The organism is Providencia rettgeri (assembly GCF_023205015.1).
GTDB classification, from domain to species: Bacteria; Pseudomonadota; Gammaproteobacteria; order Enterobacterales; family Enterobacteriaceae; genus Providencia; species Providencia rettgeri_E.
This window is the reverse complement of the sequence record NZ_CP096258.1, coordinates 3,768,592-3,787,563: the sequence shown is the minus strand read 5'-3', so window position 1 is coordinate 3,787,563 and position 18,972 is coordinate 3,768,592. Positions and strand designations below refer to the sequence as shown.

At 41.9% G+C, this 18,972-nt stretch carries 15 protein-coding genes; 11 read left to right on the top strand and 4 right to left on the bottom strand.

Annotated elements, in window-relative coordinates; all coding sequences use genetic code 11:
* Window positions 1–128: 128 nt before the first annotated feature.
* Genes M0M83_RS17290 through M0M83_RS17275 form a run of 4 tightly spaced genes read left to right on the top strand, consistent with a single transcriptional unit; the run spans window position 129 to window position 5,383 of the window.
* The gene (locus M0M83_RS17290) at window positions 129–1,550 is read left to right on the top strand and encodes a PTS transporter subunit EIIC (RefSeq protein ID WP_248467072.1); all 1,422 of its coding nucleotides are present in this window, start codon (window positions 129–131) and stop codon (window positions 1,548–1,550) included.
* Window positions 1,551–1,563: 13 nt separating this feature from the next.
* Window positions 1,564–3,333, top strand: a complete 1,770-nt coding sequence (locus M0M83_RS17285; protein WP_282561379.1) for a sulfatase — start codon at window positions 1,564–1,566, stop codon at window positions 3,331–3,333.
* Window positions 3,334–3,389: 56 nt separating this feature from the next.
* Entirely contained in the window at window positions 3,390–4,106 is a 717-nt protein-coding gene (locus M0M83_RS17280) for a GntR family transcriptional regulator (protein ID WP_248467070.1), read from the top strand.
* A 26-nt stretch (window positions 4,107–4,132) separates the two neighbouring features.
* Complete coding sequence (locus M0M83_RS17275; protein WP_248467068.1) at window positions 4,133–5,383, top strand: anaerobic sulfatase maturase; 1,251 nt, start codon at window positions 4,133–4,135, stop codon at window positions 5,381–5,383.
* Window positions 5,384–5,459: 76 nt separating this feature from the next.
* On the opposite strand, the gene accC is transcribed toward M0M83_RS17275, so the two are convergent.
* From accC to M0M83_RS17255, 4 genes are all read right to left on the bottom strand, one after another.
* Window positions 5,460–6,806 carry an acetyl-CoA carboxylase biotin carboxylase subunit gene (gene accC, locus M0M83_RS17270; RefSeq protein ID WP_125890449.1) on the bottom strand — a complete coding sequence of 449 codons (1,347 nt, stop codon included), beginning with the start codon at window positions 6,804–6,806 and terminating at the stop codon, window positions 5,460–5,462.
* A 12-nt stretch (window positions 6,807–6,818) separates the two neighbouring features.
* Complete coding sequence (gene accB, locus M0M83_RS17265; RefSeq protein ID WP_125890448.1) at window positions 6,819–7,289, bottom strand: acetyl-CoA carboxylase biotin carboxyl carrier protein; 471 nt, start codon at window positions 7,287–7,289, stop codon at window positions 6,819–6,821.
* 18 nt (window positions 7,290–7,307) lie between these two features.
* Window positions 7,308–7,772 (bottom strand): type II 3-dehydroquinate dehydratase, encoded by a 465-nt coding sequence (aroQ, locus tag M0M83_RS17260; RefSeq protein WP_248467066.1) that lies wholly within the window; start codon window positions 7,770–7,772, stop codon window positions 7,308–7,310.
* Between the two features lie 235 nt (window positions 7,773–8,007).
* Entirely contained in the window at window positions 8,008–8,988 is a 981-nt protein-coding gene (locus tag M0M83_RS17255; RefSeq protein ID WP_248467065.1) for an oxidoreductase, read from the bottom strand.
* 603 nt (window positions 8,989–9,591) lie between these two features.
* Here M0M83_RS17255 and M0M83_RS17250 point away from each other — a divergent pair.
* The 7 genes from M0M83_RS17250 (at window position 9,592) to nit1 (ending at window position 18,969) form a co-directional block, all read left to right on the top strand.
* Entirely contained in the window at window positions 9,592–10,635 is a 1,044-nt protein-coding gene (locus tag M0M83_RS17250; RefSeq protein WP_004908213.1) for a rod shape-determining protein, read from the top strand.
* An 86-nt stretch (window positions 10,636–10,721) separates the two neighbouring features.
* Window positions 10,722–11,690, top strand: coding sequence for a rod shape-determining protein MreC (gene mreC, locus M0M83_RS17245; RefSeq protein WP_125890445.1), 969 nt, complete (start codon window positions 10,722–10,724; stop codon window positions 11,688–11,690).
* Between the two features lie 44 nt (window positions 11,691–11,734).
* Window positions 11,735–12,223, top strand: a complete 489-nt coding sequence (mreD, locus tag M0M83_RS17240) for a rod shape-determining protein MreD (RefSeq protein ID WP_115167923.1) — start codon at window positions 11,735–11,737, stop codon at window positions 12,221–12,223.
* Window positions 12,224–12,258: 35 nt separating this feature from the next.
* The gene (locus M0M83_RS17235; protein ID WP_125890444.1) at window positions 12,259–12,846 is read left to right on the top strand and encodes a Maf family protein; all 588 of its coding nucleotides are present in this window, start codon (window positions 12,259–12,261) and stop codon (window positions 12,844–12,846) included.
* Window positions 12,843–14,312 (top strand): ribonuclease G, encoded by a 1,470-nt coding sequence (rng, locus tag M0M83_RS17230; RefSeq protein ID WP_125890443.1) that lies wholly within the window; start codon window positions 12,843–12,845, stop codon window positions 14,310–14,312. The genes M0M83_RS17235 and rng overlap by 4 nt, the downstream gene beginning before the upstream one ends.
* A 14-nt stretch (window positions 14,313–14,326) precedes the next feature.
* Window positions 14,327–18,118, top strand: a complete 3,792-nt coding sequence (gene yhdP / locus M0M83_RS17225) for an AsmA2 domain-containing protein YhdP (RefSeq protein WP_248467063.1) — start codon at window positions 14,327–14,329, stop codon at window positions 18,116–18,118.
* On the top strand, window positions 18,118–18,969 hold the full coding sequence (gene nit1, locus M0M83_RS17220; RefSeq protein WP_125890441.1) for a deaminated glutathione amidase: 852 nt from the start codon (window positions 18,118–18,120) through the stop codon (window positions 18,967–18,969). Before yhdP ends, nit1 begins: the two co-directional genes overlap by 1 nt.
* Window positions 18,970–18,972: the final 3 nt, after the last annotated feature.

The following is an 18,972-nucleotide window of genomic DNA, read 5'->3' as shown; positions in this document are numbered from 1 at the left end:
AAAAAGTGAGAAGAAAATCACAAAACAATAATGTAAGTGTGGGCTTTCTATTTTTGATGATATATTAATCTAAATGTTATAACAATATAACAAAGCATTTTACCTAATTATGCCCTAAGAGAGGCTCTATGGATCTCGATAAAATATCAAAAAAAATTATAGAATTATCAGGCGGTTCTGAAAATTTTATTCATGTCACAAACTGTATGACACGCGTGAGAATGACATTAAAAGATGAAGAAAAGGCTGATGTTGCGAGTTTAAAAGCACTACCTGGTGTACTGGGCGTTGTGAGTGATGAAACATTACAAGTGATTGTAGGCCCTGGAAAATGTAACAATATTGCTGACGCGATTAATCAGTTACTCGCAAATCACGAAATTGAAGGCTCAGGCTTAACGGATAAACAACCAGAAAGTGATGTCCTCGCTAAAGCAGAAATCGCCAGAAATAAGGCGAAGAAAAAGACACCCGTTAAAGCGGTGCTAAGAAGTATTGCGAATATTTTTGTCCCGTTATTACCCGGTTTAATTGCCGCAGGTACATTAATGGGGATCAACAATATTATTGTTAACTCTGCACATGCAGAGGCGCTGACTCAGGGAATTCAAGCGACTGCAAATATGTCGGCAGCCCAAGTTATTTTGCAACAAAAAGGGTTGTTAGAAATTAGTACCATTATGGGGGTTATCGCTAACGGTTTATTCAGCTTATTGGCAGTGTTTACGGGGATTTTTGCCGCTAAAGAGTTTAAAGGAACCGAAATCCTTGGGGGGATTTTAGGGGCAATAACGATTGCACCTCAAGTTGCTATTTTAGGATTAACGCCGGGACAGGGCGGGCTAATCGGGGTTATTTTTGCGGTTTGGGTAAGTTGCTGGCTAGAAAAGAGATTACGTCGCTATATTCCAAGTATGATCGATGTGATTGCAACACCAACTTTAACTATCATCATTATGGCTGCATTTTTGTTATTCGGCATTATGCCTGTGGCAGGGGTTGTTTCTAATGGTATTTTAGGCTCTTTATCGGGTATTTTAGAGCATGGCGGTTTAGCGGCTGGCTTCATTCTATCGTCTTTGTTCCCGTTCTTAATTTCACTTGGTTTACACCAAGGACTCATACCTATCCATCTTGAATTAATCCAAGCAACAGGAAGCTCACAATTATTTGCGATCCAAATAATGAGTAACTCTGGCATGGTGGGAGCTGCAATTGCTGTTTTATTGCTAACCAAAGATCCGGTGATGAAACGGGTTGCGAAAGGGGCTATTCCAACGAGTATTTTAGCGGTAGGGGAGCCAACTATCTTCGGTGTAAACATCCCAGCAGGCTTTGCATTTATTACCGGTTCAATAGGTGCAGGATTTGGGGGGATGATGATCGTCTTATTAGATGTCACGGCAAATGGTGTCGGTGCAGCAGGGTTATCGGCATTACCGCTGATTGCGGATGGAAAATATCTTCAATACATTTTTAGTTGGTTAGTGGGAGCAAGTATCGCATTTATACTGACTTATTTTGTTGGACGAATTAGAAAATACCAGTAAAAAGGAATTAATGATGAAAGCTGTAATGTTAATGTTTGATTCATTGAATAAACATATGTTGTCGGCTTATGGCTGTAAAACAACAATTACACCTAACTTTGAGCGTTTGCGTAAACGCTCACTGAAGTTTGATAACTTTTATGTTGGTAGTATGCCTTGCATGCCAGCGAGAAGAGAATTACATACAGGGAGATACAACTTTCTTCATCGTAGCTGGGGGCCTGTTGAACCTTTTGACGAGTCGATGCCTGAAATACTAAAAAAACAAGGCATTCATACCCACTTAGTGACGGATCACAAGCATTATTGGCGTGATGGCGGGGCAACTTATCACTCTCGTTTTTCAACCTACGAATTTATTCGTGGGCAAGAGGGGGATAATTGGAAAGGCGTAGTCAATAAGCCCGTTGTTCACTATGAATCTGGTGAGCCCGAAGAAAATAAACAACGCAAAATTGCCAGTCGTACACAGCACTTGATCAATCAGCAGTATATGCAAGATGAGAAAGATCATCCTTTGGTCAAAACCATAAATCATGGGATTGAGTTTATAGAGACCAATCAGAAAGATGACAATTGGTTTTTGCAGCTAGAGTGTTTCGATCCTCATGAGCCGTTTTATGTTCCTGAGAAATATTTAAAACTGTATGGGTTATCAAATACGGATTTTGACGGCTGGCCTCCATATTATATGGTGACAGAAAGTGAAGCTCAGCAAAAAGTCATCCGTGGATTTTATCAAGCACTAGTGACAATGGTCGATGCCTATGTTGGTCAAGTTTTAGATATATTTGATAAATATAACTTGTGGGAAGACACTCTGTTGATTGTGAATACAGACCATGGCTTCTTACTCGGTGAACACGATTGGTGGGGGAAAAACATTATGCCGTTGTATAATGAGATAGCCAACACACCATTCTTTATTTGCTATCCTCAAATTAATGCTGCAAATGAGTCACGCCAAATGTTGGCTCAAACCATAGATATACCAGCGACATTACTTGATTACTTTAATGCGCCAATCCCTAAAAATATGCAGGGTAAGAGCTTATTAGCCGGGTTAGCCACAGATGAGCCTGTCCGTGAGTATGCCTTATTTGGTTATCATGGTTGCCAAATTAACATTACGGATGGTGAGTATGTCTATATGCGCTCTCCAGTGGTACAGGGAACCCAAGGGTTGTATGACTACACATTAATGCCAACTCGTATTAATCGTCGTTTCACGCCTAAAGAGTTGCAAGGTACTCAATTGCATGACGGGTTTGATTTTACTCAAGGCTGCGCGGTTTTAAAAATACCGGCTACTAGTGTGATGACTACGGATTCAGATAGATTTGGTCATCGTTTATACAATGTAAAACAAGATCCATCACAAACATCACCGGTTGTCGATATGGCAACGGAATTACGGATGCTAGAAAATCTGCGTTTAATGATGATTGAAAGTGATGCACCTGCTGAACTGTATGCACGTTATGGCTTATCTAAAGATCAATCCGTTACTATTGAACAAATAGAAAATGAGCATCAGCAGGCGGGAGCGGCAAAAACGCAATTTGACCAATACTCGCTTTCTCTGGATGTTAAATATGGGGCGATGTCATTATTACAATATATTGAAACACGTCAATTAGATGAGATAAAAACACGTTTTATCAATCAATTATCTCATGGAATGACGCCAGAACAGCTGATGACTTTCATTATTGATAATTTCCCTGTTGAAAACCATAATGAGCTTATGTACCGGGTGGCTCTGGAAATGAGATTAAAATAAACAAGAGCCATTACCCGGTGAAGGAAGTACAACCGGGTAATGGTGATTATGGTTATATGAAAAAACAATTAGATTACAGCACGCATTCAAAACCGTTATATGCACAAGTTTATGACATATTAGTGGAGAAGCTCAACAAAGGTGAATATCGGAAAAATGACACATTTCCGACCGAGGCTGAGTTTCAGGAAATGTTTGGTATTAGCCGTATTACAGCAAGACGTGCGTTATCAGAATTAGAGAAAGAAGGGTACGTGAAACGCTCTCGTGGTGTGGGTACGTTAGTTATTCGTAATTCTAAAAAAGCCTATGCGACCATTCATACTCAAGTTTTAGGGGCGTCAACAGAACGCGTAAAAAGGAAAATCATTTCAATTACAAAAATGGTTCCTAGAGATGAAATTTGTGAGATCATGAAACTGCCAAAAGGCACTATGTTGACTCGTGTAGAGCGTGTGATTACGAAGGGGAAGTTACCCATTCAATATAACTGCTTCTACTTTCCACCTTGCATTGAAAGTGTCAGTGAAAACGATTTAGAAGATTCTATTTATCTATTTTTAGAGACTCAAGGGCTAAACTCTAACCGTTATACAGAGAAATTGTCTGCTGTTATTCCCTCCCCACAAGAAATGGCATTATTGAATATTGATGAGAAAATACCGGTGTTATCTCGCCGCCGTGTGGACTATAACAAAAATAATGAGGCTATTTTGTATATGGAAGGGAGCTATTTGAGTGATTATTACGAATATAAAGTGAATGGTAGTTAGTTTAAGCCATCACAAAAGAGGTTTTTATGAAAAAAGCATTTCACATTATGGCAAAGCCAACAAGTTACCAGTGCAATTTAAAGTGTGATTATTGCTTTTATTTAGAAAAAGAACATCAAACTGGGTTCAGTGATAAAAAACTCAAGTGTATGGATGACAATACATTGAGAGAATATATTCGTCAGTATATTGAATTATCACCTAGCCATGAGATTGATTTTACTTGGCAAGGCGGCGAGCCGCTAATGGCTGGCTTAGATTTTTTCAAAAAAGTTATCCAGTATCAACAACGCTATGGGAAAGGGAAGCAAATCTACAATAGCATCCAAACAAACGGCGTCTTGTTAAACTCTGACTGGGCTAATTTTCTAAAAACACATAATTTCTTAGTCGGAATATCTCTTGATGGCCCTCAATGGCTTCATGATATTTACCGCAAATCTAACTCAGGTAACTCCGTCTTTGATAAAGTCATCAATGCAGTTAATTTACTTAAAGAATATCAAATCGATTTTAATATTTTGACAGTGATTAATAATGAAACGGCAAAATATCCTGAAGAAATTTACCGTTTTATTACTGAAGAACTGCAAGCGCGTTATTTACAATTTATCCCTGTGGTTGAATATGAGATAACAAATAATGAATTTCAACATTTGAGCTATCCGCAAGAACAGGGCGAAAAGCACTTAACACCATGGTCAATTACAGGAAAGCAATACGGCAATTTTATCAATAAAGTCTTTGACCTTTGGGTAAGAAAAGATGTTGGCAATGTGTTTATCCAGCTATTTGATAACTCACTTGCTGCATGGTCTGGGGACATGCCAAGTTTTTGCGTGATGCAACCTTCTTGTGGATACGGGCTGGTGGCAGAGCAAAATGGGGATATTTATAGTTGTGACCACTTTGTTTACCCTGAATTTAAGTTGGGTAACCTATTAACTAAGCCTCTGAATAAACTGGTTTCTAGCAAACAGCAACAACGTTTTGGTCAGCAAAAACTCAACCTATCCTCTTTGTGCCAACAGTGTGAATTTAAGTTTGCTTGTCATGGGGGATGTCCTAAACATAGGACAACAAAAGTTGAAAATAAATGGCACAATCATTTGTGTGAAGGCTATAAAGCCATTTTTAGCCATATTGACCCCTATATGCAATATATGGCGAATGAGCTACGCTTACATCGTCCTCCAGCCTCTGTGATGGATAATCTACATTTATTCCAGCGCGCCGCACCTATCGAAAATACGATCCCAATTCAGCATATTCGTTGATTTTCACTCAAAAAAATACCGCAAAGCTCAGCTATGCGGTATTTATTGACGATGGGTAAAACAAGTTATCGCTGACTTATTCAGCAATACCCAGTTTTTTCTCTAAATAGTGGATGTTAGTACCACCTTTTTGGAAATTTTCATCGTTCATAATCATTTGGTGCAATTCAAGATTGGTTTTAATACCATCAACGATTAATTCGTTTAACGCATTTTTCATACGAGAAATAGCGATTTCACGAGTTTCACCATAAGTAATTAATTTGCCAATCATTGAGTCATAGTACGGAGGTACTGTGTAACCTGCGTAAATATGAGATTCCCAACGCACACCAAAACCACCTGGTGAGTGGAAGCGGGTAATTTTCCCAGGGCTTGGGATGAAAGTATTCGGGTCTTCAGCATTGATACGGCACTCAACAGCATGACCATGTACCACGATATCTTCTTGTTTCACTGATAATGGTAGCCCAGATGCAACACGCAGCTGTTCTTTAATCAAGTCGACACCCGTGATCATCTCAGTGACTGGGTGTTCAACTTGAATACGGGTATTCATTTCAATGAAGTAGAACTCACCGTTTTCGAATAAAAATTCGAAGGTACCTGCGCCGCGATAACCGATTTCAATACATGCATTAGCACAGCGTTCACCGATATTACGGCGAATTTCTGGCGTAATGCCTGGCGCTGGTGCTTCTTCAACCACTTTTTGATGGCGACGCTGCATTGAACAGTCACGCTCAGCTAAGTAAACTGCGTGACCTTGGCCATCAGCCATGACTTGAATTTCAATATGACGTGGGTTTTCAAGGAATTTTTCCATGTAAACCATATCATTATTAAAAGCGGATTTCGCTTCAGCGCGCGTTAGGTTGATAGAAGATTCTAAATCTTTTTCATTACGCACTACACGCATACCACGACCACCACCACCACCAGATGCTTTGATGATGACAGGGAAGCCGATACGTTTCGCGATGGCTTTATTTTTTTCAGTGTCGTTCCCTAATGGGCCATCAGAACCCGGAACACAAGGTACACCGGCTTTTTTCATCGCGTTAATCGCAGAAACTTTATCACCCATTAGGCGGATGGTTTCAGCTTTTGGACCGATAAAAACAAAACCAGAGTTTTCAACTTGTTCTGCAAAATCTGCGTTTTCAGCCAAGAAACCATATCCTGGGTGAATCGCTTGTGCACCTGAAATTTCCGCTGCGGAGATAATCGCAGGGATATTTAAGTAACTTTTTGCTGATGCTGCTGGGCCGATACAAATTGTTTCATCAGCCAGTAACACGTGTTTTAGATCGCTATCTGCCGTAGAGTGAACCGCTACTGTTTTGATGCCAAGTTCTTTACAGGCACGCAAAATACGTAATGCGATTTCTCCACGGTTAGCAATAACAATTTTTTCCAGCATGGAAACGCCTCGTTATTCGATGACAACTAATGGCTCGTCAAATTCTACTGCATCACCGTTTTGCAACAGAATGGCTTTAACAACGCCTGCTTTATCTGCTTCGATTTGGTTCATCATTTTCATCGCTTCAACGATGCAAAGAGGATCACCTACGCTGACCGTTTGACCAACTTCAACGAACGGCTTAGCTTCTGGGCTTGGCGCGCGGTAGAAAGTACCGACCATTGGTGAGCGAACCTGGTGACCTGCAACTGCAGCTGGTGCAGCTGGCGCTACCATTGCTTCAGATGGTGCAACCGCATTAGCCAGAGCTGGTTGTTGTGCAACCGGTGCTGAGTAATATTGTTGTGGTGCAGCCATAACCTGAGAAGCAGGTGAAACGCGGCTGATACGTACTGACTCTTCACCTTCAGAAATTTCCAGTTCAGAAATGCCAGACTCTTCGACCAGCTCGATCAGCTTTTTAATTTTACGAATATCCATGAATATGATTCCGTACTCTTATATTTGGATTGAATTAATTAGGCGCAGGTGGTTAACCGCTGCCTGTAAAGCAAAACTATAACCACCAGCACCTAGACCACAAATTACACCGATAGCTTTATCGGAGAAATAAGAATGTTGGCGAAATGGCTCCCTAGCGTGCACATTAGACAGGTGGATCTCGATAAACGGGATACTCACCGCGAGTAATGCATCACGTAGTGCAACACTGGTATGTGTGAATGCAGCCGGATTGATGAGAATAAAATCAGCATCATGACGTGCAGCATGAATTTTATCGATGAGTTCAAATTCTGCGTTTGACTGAAAATGACTCAATTTTATGCCTAGTTGACTCGCCTCTGCCTCAAGGTTGGATACGATATCAGCAAGAGTTTGGTTGCCGTATTTATCGGGTTCCCGTGTACCTAGCAGGTTTAGGTTTGGCCCATTCAAGAGTAAAATGTGAATATCTTCTGTCATTATGCTGCTAACTCCGACGATATTATCAATAGCCCGACAACATAACGCGATGCTAAGCGTTTGTCATCTTTTATCATAAAAATAAATGGATTTTCTACTGACAAGGTTCGCCATTATAATTATTTCGTGACATATAGCAGCAAAATACTGGTCTTATCAGAGAAATTACCCGAAATTATTTTAGAAATTGTGCGGTAATCCCTATTTTTGGCAAGGTACCGCAACATATTCATTGTTAAGCGCGCAGGTTGACTAGCGTACGCCCAGTGACTTCATTTTTTAAGATTTTTTTTGCATATTCGACAGAATCTTCTAACGTGATTTCATTGCTGACTTGCTCATAGAAAGACGGTGGGAGAAGTTCCGCGAGCCGTTGCCATACTTTAGGACGGTTTGCAGCAGGGTAGTAAACCGAATCGACACCTTGTAACCGGACATTACGTAAAATAAATGGCATGACACTGGTCGGTAAATCGAAGCCACCGGCTAAGCCGCAAGCAGCAACCGCACCATTATAATGTGTTTGTGCAAGAAGATTGGCGAGTAGCTCACCGCCTACCGTATCAATTGCACCCGCCCACAGCTGTTTGTCTAGTGGTTTCGCGGGATGAGTGAAATCACTGCGAGGTAACACTCTCTTGGCACCTAAACTTTGTAGGTAACTGCTGTTTTCTGCTCGACCTGAAATCGCGACAACGTCATAACCTAATAACGTAAGTAATTGTACTGCGGTGCTGCCAACACCACCACTTGCTCCACTCACAATGATTTCACCTTTATCTGGTGTCACCCCCGCGTCTTCTAGAGCATTTACACAGAGCATAGCGGTAAAGCCAGCTGTGCCAATTATCATCGCTTGTTTTAACGTTAAATTTTCTGGAAGAGGCGTTAAGTATTTGGCTGGGACTCTAGCTTGAGAGGCTAAGCCTCCCCAATGCGTTTCACCAACTCCCCATCCAGTCAATAGGACATGTTGGCCGATTTGAAAACGCGGGTCTTCACTGTGGTGGATCACACCTGAAAAATCGATACCAGGTACCATCGGATATTGGCGAACAACACCTGCTTTTCCACAAATGGCTAATCCATCTTTATAATTGAGTGTGGACCAATGAATATCGACTATAATATCTCCGGCTGGAAGCATTTCTGTAGTTAATGGTTGAATGCTAGAGACGATTTTTTCGTCAGTTTGTTGTAGGACGAGAGCTTTCATCTTTCACTCCTATATAATGATTAAATATGTATTTTGAAAATTACTAAAATTTGAGTGCATTTCATTGACGTAGTAACAGTATTTAAGCTATTAATATTGTAATTAATTTGTAAAAATTTATTTTTTTCTGGCATAAATAGGCTTTTATCATGCAAAATATCGCATCCTGACGGATTCATTTTGTATATCGACATAAATTTGCCGCGTTTCTGGTAGATAATAGAGCGAACACTCAGCGAATTCACCCAATTTGTATTGGAAATAGCCAGTGTGTAGCAATAATAAAAAGAACTAAATAATATTTGAACTTGTTGCCCCAATAGCTTGTCACACTGGGAAGAAAAAGATGGAGTATATAACAACCAAAGAGTAGAAATTTTTTTGTATCATTTTATCCTGTCGGTAAAAATACAATTAATCTCTATTTTTGGGGTTTTTATCTGCTTCGTTTATATAAGAAGCATGTACAGTACGGTACGTGAAAAGTAGATGAATTAACCATATTTGTAGAAGCCGCTCATTAACGCCTTGAGGCCGCTTCAAGTGGTTGGTAGAGTAGACGGGTTTAAATTCGTCCCCAGCTTGCAGGATAACTCTTTCGTTATGTTTAAAAAATTTCGTGGCATGTTTTCTAATGACCTGTCTATTGACTTGGGTACGGCCAATACCCTTATTTATGTCAAAGGACAAGGCGTAAAATTAAATGAACCCTCTGTAGTTGCTATTCGTCAAGACCGCTCTGGATCGCCAAAAAGCGTTGCTGCTGTCGGTGGTGAAGCGAAGCAGATGCTGGGACGTACACCTGGTAATATTTCGGCAATCAGGCCAATGAAAGACGGTGTTATCGCTGACTTCTTCTTGACTGAAAAAATGTTACAGCACTTCATCAAACAAGTTCACAGTAACAGTTTTTTACGCCCAAGCCCGCGAGTGCTTGTTTGTGTCCCTGTTGGGGCAACACAAGTTGAGCGTAAAGCCATTCGCGAGTCCGCATTAAGTGCGGGCGCGCGTGAAGTCTTCTTAATTGAAGAACCGATGGCAGCGGCGATTGGCGCTGGGCTACCTGTATCAGAAGCAACGGGCTCAATGGTTGTTGATATCGGTGGTGGTACAACAGAAGTTGCTGTTATTTCTCTGAATGGCGTTGTTTACTCTTCATCTGTGCGTATTGGTGGTGACCGTTTCGATGAGTCTATCATTAACTATGTACGCCGTAATTATGGCTCACTCATCGGTGAAGCGACAGCCGAACGCATTAAACATGGGATTGGCTCTGCATTCCCAACAGATGAAGTCTACGAGATCGAAGTTCGCGGTCGCAACCTTGCAGAAGGTGTGCCTCGCGGATTTAAGATGAACTCCAATGAAATTTTAGAAGCATTGCAAGAACCGCTTACAGGAATTGTCAGCGCAGTCATGCTAGCACTTGAACAGTGCCCTCCTGAATTGGCTTCAGATATCTCAGAACGCGGTATGGTCTTAACCGGTGGTGGCGCGCTTCTTCGTAATTTAGATCGCCTATTGATGGAAGAAACGGGTATCCCTGTTATCGTTGCTGAAGATCCGCTAACGTGTGTCGCTCGTGGTGGCGGTAAAGCGTTAGAAATGATTGATATGCACGGTGGTGACCTGTTTAGCGAAGACTAAATGGCCTTTTAGAAACAGTTGGGGACAGTTCTCCAACTGTTTTGACTATTTTTTGTTCCTCTGACATTAGCGAAACTTAGCCACACATGAAGCCAATTTTTAGGCGAGGTCCATCCCTACAGTTACGCATTTTTTTTGCGGTAATCATTGCACTTGTACTGGTGGTGATTGACCATCGTTTCGAGCCTTTCAATAAAGTCCGTAACTATTTAGACACGGCGGTTAGCCCATTCTATTTTTTAGCGAATGGCCCACGGCAATTTCTCGATAATATCTCTGAAAGTTTCTCTTCAAGAAACCAACTGCAATTTGAAAACAAAGCATTACGCCAAGAATTGTTACTGAAAAAAGCGGACAACTTACTTTTAGAGCAACTTAAGCAGGAAAATGCACGCTTAAGGGAGTTGCTTGGCTCGCCACTTCGCCAAGATGAACACATGATGGTCACGCAAGTGATTTCGGGGGCGAATACACCTTATCGCGACCAAGTTGTTATAGACAAGGGCAGTAACGAAGGTGTGTATGAAGGGCAGCCCGTTATTAGTGATAAAGGCGTTGTTGGCCAAGTGGTCGGGGTGAGTAACTTTAATAGCCGTGTCTTGTTAATTTGTGATACTGCTCATGCCTTGCCTGTACAGGTATTACGTAATGATGTTCGTGTTATTGCTGCGGGTTCTGGCTGTTCTGATGATATTCAATTAGAACCGTTACCTGAAAATACCGATATTCGTGTTGGTGATGTCCTTGTCACATCAGGACTAGGGGGGCGTTTCCCTGAAGGGTATCCAGTCGGGGTGGTATCAGCCGTAAAACATGACACACAACGCGCTTATACTATCATTAGCGCGAAGCCGAGTGCGGAATTACAACGTTTGCGTTATCTTCTGTTATTATGGGGAAATGATAACGACCCTAAAACGCCACTACAGCCTTCGGAAGTTTATCGTGCAGCAAATGAACGCTTGATGAAAGTGTTGCCGCAAGTATTACCTAACCCGAATGAAATTCAGGGGCCTCCATTGCCACCATCAATGGCTCCGACGTCACAACCATAAGTAGAGGAAACACAGTATGGTTATGGGCAAGGGAGTAAATTAGCATGGATGAGTATCGTGGAAATGGCCGAGCCATCATTTGGTTATCATTTTTTATTGCGTTGATTTTACAAGTCATGCCTTGGCCGGAGCAACTCAGCTTTTACCGGCCATCATGGCTTCTGTTGATCCTCACTTATTGGGTGATGGCATTACCACACCGAGTGAGTGTTGGCACAAGCTTTATCTTAGGGATTATTGTTGATTCCATTCAGGGCTCCGCGCTAGGAGTGCATGCTCTCTCTTTTAGTATTATTTGCTATCTCGTCTCTTATAAACACCAGCTGTTGCGCAATATGGCGTTGTGGCAGCAAGCGTTGGTGATTATGTTACTCACTATCATTCAAGATCTTGCTGTTTTTTGGGCTGAATTTCTATCATCACAAGTATTATTCCACCCGCAAGTATTTTGGAATAGCGTAGTGAATGGTATTCTATGGCCATGGCTATTTTTGCTTTTACGTAAAATTCGTCGGCAATTTTCAGTATGTTAGAGTGCTAGTTGTCGGTCTGACTGGGAATTCAGTTTATGTGTTTAATTTATCTTGCGTCCGGCTCACCCCGTCGACGTGAACTTGTTCAGCAACTTAATTATACCTTTGAAATTTTACGTCCTGAGGTAGAAGAACAGTGGCAGGAGGGGGAGACGCCTCAAGACTATGTTCAGCGTCTTGCAAGAGATAAATCTTTAGCTGGTGTTGCGATAGCACCCAATAATCAGCCTGTTTTGGGCGCTGATACTATCGTTGTTCTTGCAGACAAAATATTGGAAAAGCCGCAAGATAGCCAGCACGCAGAAGCGATGCTAAGTGCATTATCGGGAAGAACCCATCAAGTCATGACGGCGATTGCCTTATCCAACCGTCAACAGACGATACAGTCACTAATTGTGACAGATGTGACATTCCGCGAGTTATCTTTGCTCGAAATACAGGATTATATACAGTCAGGTGAGCCAATGGATAAGGCAGGCGCTTATGGAATACAAGGAATTGGTGGGCGTTTTATACGTAAGATTAATGGCAGCTATCATGGGGTTGTTGGTTTACCACTGGTTGAAACAGACGAGCTAATTCAGCGATTTTTAGCGTTAAGTGATGGTAAGGGGAAGTCATGACAGCGGAACTATTAGTGAACATTACACCATCTGAAACGCGTGTTGCTTATATTGATGGTGGGATATTACAAGAAATTCATGTTGAACGAGAAGCAAAAAGAGGGTTAGTAGGGAATATTTACAAAGGCCGTGTGAGCCGTGTCTTACCGGGAATGCAGGCGGCCTTTGTTGATATTGGTCTAGATAAAGCGGCTTTTTTGCATGCTTCTGACATTATGCCTCATACGGAATGTATTGCAGGAGATGAGCAGAAAAACTTTCATGTCAGGGATATTGCAGAACTGGTTAAACAAGGACAAGATTTAATCGTCCAAGTTGTTAAGGACCCTCTTGGTACTAAAGGCGCTCGCCTGACTACGGACATTACTCTTCCTTCTCGCTATTTGGTCTTTATGCCAGGGGCTTCCCATGTTGGCGTCTCACAACGTATCGAAAGTGAAGATGAAAGAGAACGCTTAAAAGCCTGTGTTTCACAGTATTGTGATGAAAATGGCGGTTTTATTATCCGTACGGCAGCAGAAGGGGTCGGGGAAGAGGAAGTTAAACAGGATGCTGCTTTCTTAAAGCGCCTGTGGGCGAAAGTGATTGAACGAAAAAAGCGTAATGTGACTCGCACAAAAATTTATGGTGAATTAGCGCTTGCCTTCCGCATTATCCGTGATTTTGCTGGCGCTCACCTTGACCGCATTCGTGTTGACTCTCGTTTGACCTATACTCAATTACAAGAGTTTATCGAAGAGTATGTGCCAGAAATGACCGCTAAGCTCGAGCTCTATCAGGGAAACCAGCCGATATTTGATTTGTTTGACGTTGAAAACGAAATTCAGCGAGCAATGGATCGAAAAGTGGAGTTGAAATCAGGTGGTTACTTGATTATCGATCAAACTGAAGCCATGACGACTATTGATATCAATACAGGGGCATTTGTTGGGCATCGTAACCTTGAAGAAACCATCTTCAATACCAATATCGAAGCCACTCAAGCGATAGCAAGACAGCTGCGTTTGCGCAACTTAGGCGGTATTATTATTATTGATTTTATTGACATGGCTGACTCAGAACATCGTCGTCGTGTGCTAGCATCATTAGAGCAGGCATTGAGTAAAGATAAAGTCAAAACAACCATTAATGGTTTTTCGCAGCTAGGCTTAGTCGAAATGACGCGCAAGCGCACAAGAGAAAGCTTAGAACATGTGTTATGCGATGACTGCCCAACTTGCCAAGGACGTGGAACTGTTAAATCAGTCGAAACAGTATGTTATGAAATCTTACGTGAAATAGTTCGTGTGCACCGCACGATAGATGCTGATAGGTTCCTCGTTTATGCCTCTCAAGCTGTGGTGGATGTCCTTAAAGGGGATGAGTCACACGCTCTTGCAGAAGTTGAAATTTTTGTTGGGAAGCAAGTTAAAGTTCAGACTGAGCCACTTTACAGTCAGGAACGTTTTGATGTCGTGATGATGTAATAAAGGAGATATGAGTGAGACGACTGCCACGTGTAGCACTGGTGACGACTGCGGTTATATTATTGCTGTGCGCATTAGTGTTGTCTGGGCTGCGTTTTCTTCTGCCAAATATCGATAATTATCGGCAAGATCTGATTGATTACGTTGAAAGAAAGACCGATGTATCCGTACAAATTGGTAAAATCAAAGGGGCTTGGCAATCTTTTGGCCCCGTACTGACGTTATCTGATGTAGTTTTACAGAATCAAACCACCGATATCACAGCGAATACTATTAGGGTTGAATTAGATATCTGGAGCTCGTTGTTTTCTCTACGCTGGCGTTTTCGTGATTTAACCTTTTATCAATTAAATGTGGATTATAAAATCCCTTTTAGTTTTGGAGACTCAACAAAAGGCGAGTCTTTAGATGGCATTGAAGATCTATTTTTACGGCAATTTGACCATTTTGTATTAAAAGAAAGCCGATTAACCTTTCTCACACCTTCTGAACAAAAAACGACGCTGATTTTGCCCGAACTCTCGTGGCTTAATGATAATGAACGGCATCGTGCTCAAGGCTTTGTTAGCCTCGAAACCATTAATAAACAGCATGGTTATCTGCAAGTAAAGCTTGATGTGTCAGATAAAAATGGCGTGTTAAGCGACGGTATTTTTTATCTGCAAGCGGATAATATTGATATGCAGCCATGGCTTAGCCGCTGGTTACGGGATAACACGTCATTACGGGATGCCAACTTTAGCCTGTCTTCTTGGGTAACCCTGAGAAATCACCGCATTGATAGCGGCCTTATTCAATTACGGCAGGGGGAAGCTAACTGGGGAGAGGGCAAATTAGCACAAAACTTACAAGTTAATGATTTGCTTTTGCGAATGAAAAGGCAGGGGAGTGGGTGGTTATTTAATATTCCCGAGCTTGATACCTTAAAAACCAATGAATTTATTTGGCCACAAGGGAGCGTCTCGGTCTTGTATTTGCCTGCTAGCAAAAAATATCAGGATAATGACCATTGGCGCATCCGTGCAAAAGATATTGAACTTGAACGTTTAAGTGAAGTGTTACCCACATTTTCCTTTTTAACCCCTGAAATGGTACAGGATTGGCAACATCGCCAACCAACGGGGCTGGTGAGTGAATTTGCACTTGATATCACGCCAAATCTGCCTGAAAACGTACAATTCAACATGGACTGGCAAAATGTTAGCTGGAAAAAATGGAAAGAATTACCTTCGGTTAACCATTTTTCGGGGGCTTTAATTGGTGGAATGCAAAGTGGTGGTGCAACGGTCCGCTTACAAGATAGTGAAGTGGACTATCGTGATGAATTTAAAGCCCCTTTTTCGATAAAGACGGCAACGGGCCAATTCCATTGGGTCAATAATGACAGTGAATTTAAATTGTGGAGCCCATCATTAGAGGTACAAGCAACGTCATTATGGGCCAATGGTGAGTTTCGTTACGCAAAAGCGAAAAAAGGAAATTATGCCGATCTCGCTATTCTTGCCGGAATTCGTTTAGATGATGCGGGAGATGCATGGCGTTATTTTCCCCAAAAGTTAATGGGCCAAGATGTGGCGGATTACCTGACGAAAGCGATTATCGCCGGTAGTGTAGATAACGCCACTTTAGTCTATAAAGGCGACCCCGCTCATTTTCCTTATGATAACAATGATGGGCAATTCCAAGTTTACGTTCCTCTGCGTGATGCCACATTTGAATATGACAGTGAATGGCCTGCGTTGTTGAACTTGGATATGGATTTAGACTTCAGGCGTGCAGGGCTATATATGCATGCACCAGCCGTGAAATTGGCCGATGCCACCGCAACTAACCTTGATGCCAATATTCCTGATTACACGAAAGAAATGCTGTATATCAATGCGGATATCCATGGAACAGGAAAACAAATCCAACAATATTTTGTGCATACCCCGATGAAACACTCAATTGGCGATACGCTTGAAGAGTTACAAATTGGGGGAGCCGTTAATGGGCAGTTGGGATTGTCTATTCCACTGGTAGCGGGTAAGGACGTTGTTGCTAAAGGGAAGGTCAATCTCAATAAAAATGATTTATATATTCAGCCCATTGATAGCACTATTTCCGCTTTAACGGGCAGTTTTGAGTTTAACAATGGCGATCTACGAGGGGAAAACCTGCGGGGTCATTGGTTCGAACAGCCGATTACTGTCGATTTCACCACCACAGACCAAGCAAAAAATTATTTAGTGGATGTGAATATTAACGGAAACTGGGCCGTGAATAAATTGGCCATGTTGCCGACTGAGATTAAGCAAAAAGTGTCAGGAACCACTAACTGGAAAAGCCAAGTTGCTATCACGATTCCAAATACGGCGAAAGAGCCAGTAGGCTTACAAATAGGCGTCACCGCAGGGTTAAAACAACTGAAAAGTCAGTTACCCGCTATTGATAGCACTCTATTAGCGGAACTTGGGCAAATTAACGTTCAGGCGAAAGGGACGACAGAGCAGTTGGAAGTTGGTGGTGATATTGGCAAGCGCATTGGTTTTAATTCGCAGTGGGGGCTGAGTGATAAGCCTTTAAGCTTATTAAAAGCCCATATTGCCCAATGGCGTAATGGCATTCCTGAATTACCTAAAGGCTCGTCTTTTGTCGTTGATTTACCTGCTATTACCGACATGAACTGGGAGAAATTAGCTGGGTTGCTAGTGTCTTCCCATAGCCGTGAAGGCGGTATGAATATTCGCTTACCTGACATGCTTGAGGTCAATATTCCATCTATTTATCTCGCTGGGCAGCAATGGAATGCAGTCAATTTTTCCTATGACTTACAACAGGCTGAGCAATTAGTCAGTATCAATAGTGAAAACCTAAAAGGTTCGTTACAAATATTTGCTTCACAGCCTTGGCAGGTCGCTATTGATTATTTGTATTACAATCCCAGCGCTTCCACGAGCGCCGAAATTAATAACCTTGCCACAAGCCAATTTGATTTTAGCCAATGGCCGCAATTACAGTTGCACTGTAAAGAGTGCTGGGTTGCTGGGCAGAAATTGGGTGAGATTAGCGCGAATATCAAACCTAAAGGGACATTATTGCAATTGACTGATGGCACGTTAGATAACAGTGTTACGAAATTAAAGTTAGATGCGATTTGGGACAGTGAAAAAGGCAATAAAACTCAAGTTGCAGGCTCATTAACCGGTGATGCTTTTGACGAAACAGCAGCCTATTTTGGTATATTAGTTCCGATTATCCAATCACCTTATACTATTGAATTTGATTTAAATTGGGCTAACTTGCCTTGGTCACCCGATATTGCCTCTTTAAATGGTAAAATGTCTGCAAAATTGGGTAAAGGTGCGATTGCTCAAATGGGCGGTGGCCGCGCAGGGCAAATATTGCGCCTAGTCAGCTTTGATGCCTTGTTACGTAAGCTACGATTTGATTTTAGCGACACGTTTAGTAATGACTTCGATTTTGACTCGATTAAAGGTGATGCGACGATTAAAAATGGTGTGTTGGTTTCGAAAAATACCTATGTTGATGGCTTAGTTGCAGACATCTCATTTGATGGTCAAATTGACCTTGTTAAACGCCAAATTAACGTCGAAGCCGTTATCACACCAGAAATATCTGCTACAGTAGGAGTAGCAACCGCGTTTGTGGTAAATCCATTTGCTGGGGCTGCCGTATTTGCAGCAACAAAAGTGCTCGGTCCATTATGGAGTAAAGTTTCCGTTATTCGTTACCGAGTAACAGGTAGTTTGGACGAGCCGAAAATTGATGAAGTATTACGTCAACTTAAGGAGACTCAAGAGTAATGAAAAATGGCAACGTTGCACTTTTGCAGTTATGTAGCGGAAATAATACTAAACACAATTTGGCGCAAATCGAACAGCAGATCAAACAGTTACCCGAAACCGTTGAGTTAGTACTGACACCTGAAAACGCATTGTTATTCGCGGATGCTGCAACGTATCGCAAACAAGCAGAAGAGCAAGGAAAAGGCCCTTTGCAAAATGCGATTAGCGCAATGGCTAAACGTTATCATGTTTGGATTTTAATTGGTTCAATGCCAATGGTTAGCCGTGAAGATCCTGAGCGTATTACAAGTAGTAGCTTATTGTTTGATTCTGAAGGAAATATTAAAGCGCGCTACGACAAAATTCACATGTTTGATGTCAATATCGAAGACGAGCAAGGCACTTATAACGAGTCTGTAATTTATCAACGCGGTGAACATATTACCGTCGTTGATACACCCGTTGGTCGCCTTGGCATGACAATTTGCTATGATTTACGTTTTCCAGGTTTATTCCAAGCATTACGCGAGCAAGGCGCAGAAATTATCTCTGTACCTGCTGCATTTACCCGTTACACCGGCCAAGCGCATTGGGAGCCGTTATTACGTGCTCGTGCGATAGAAAACCAATGCTATATTTTAGCGCCTGCTCAAGTTGGTGTGCATGGTACGCGTCGCACGTGGGGGCATAGCCTTGCCGTTGACGGTTGGGGTAAAGTGATGAAAAAGAACGTGGATGCAGTTGCTTCTACGGTACTGAATATTAAAACAGACAGCTTAAGTGTCATGCGTGAGCAAATCAAAGTGGTCAAACACAACCGCTTTAGACCGCAATTGACATCATTGATTAAAAAAGAAACCAAAGAGTAACGA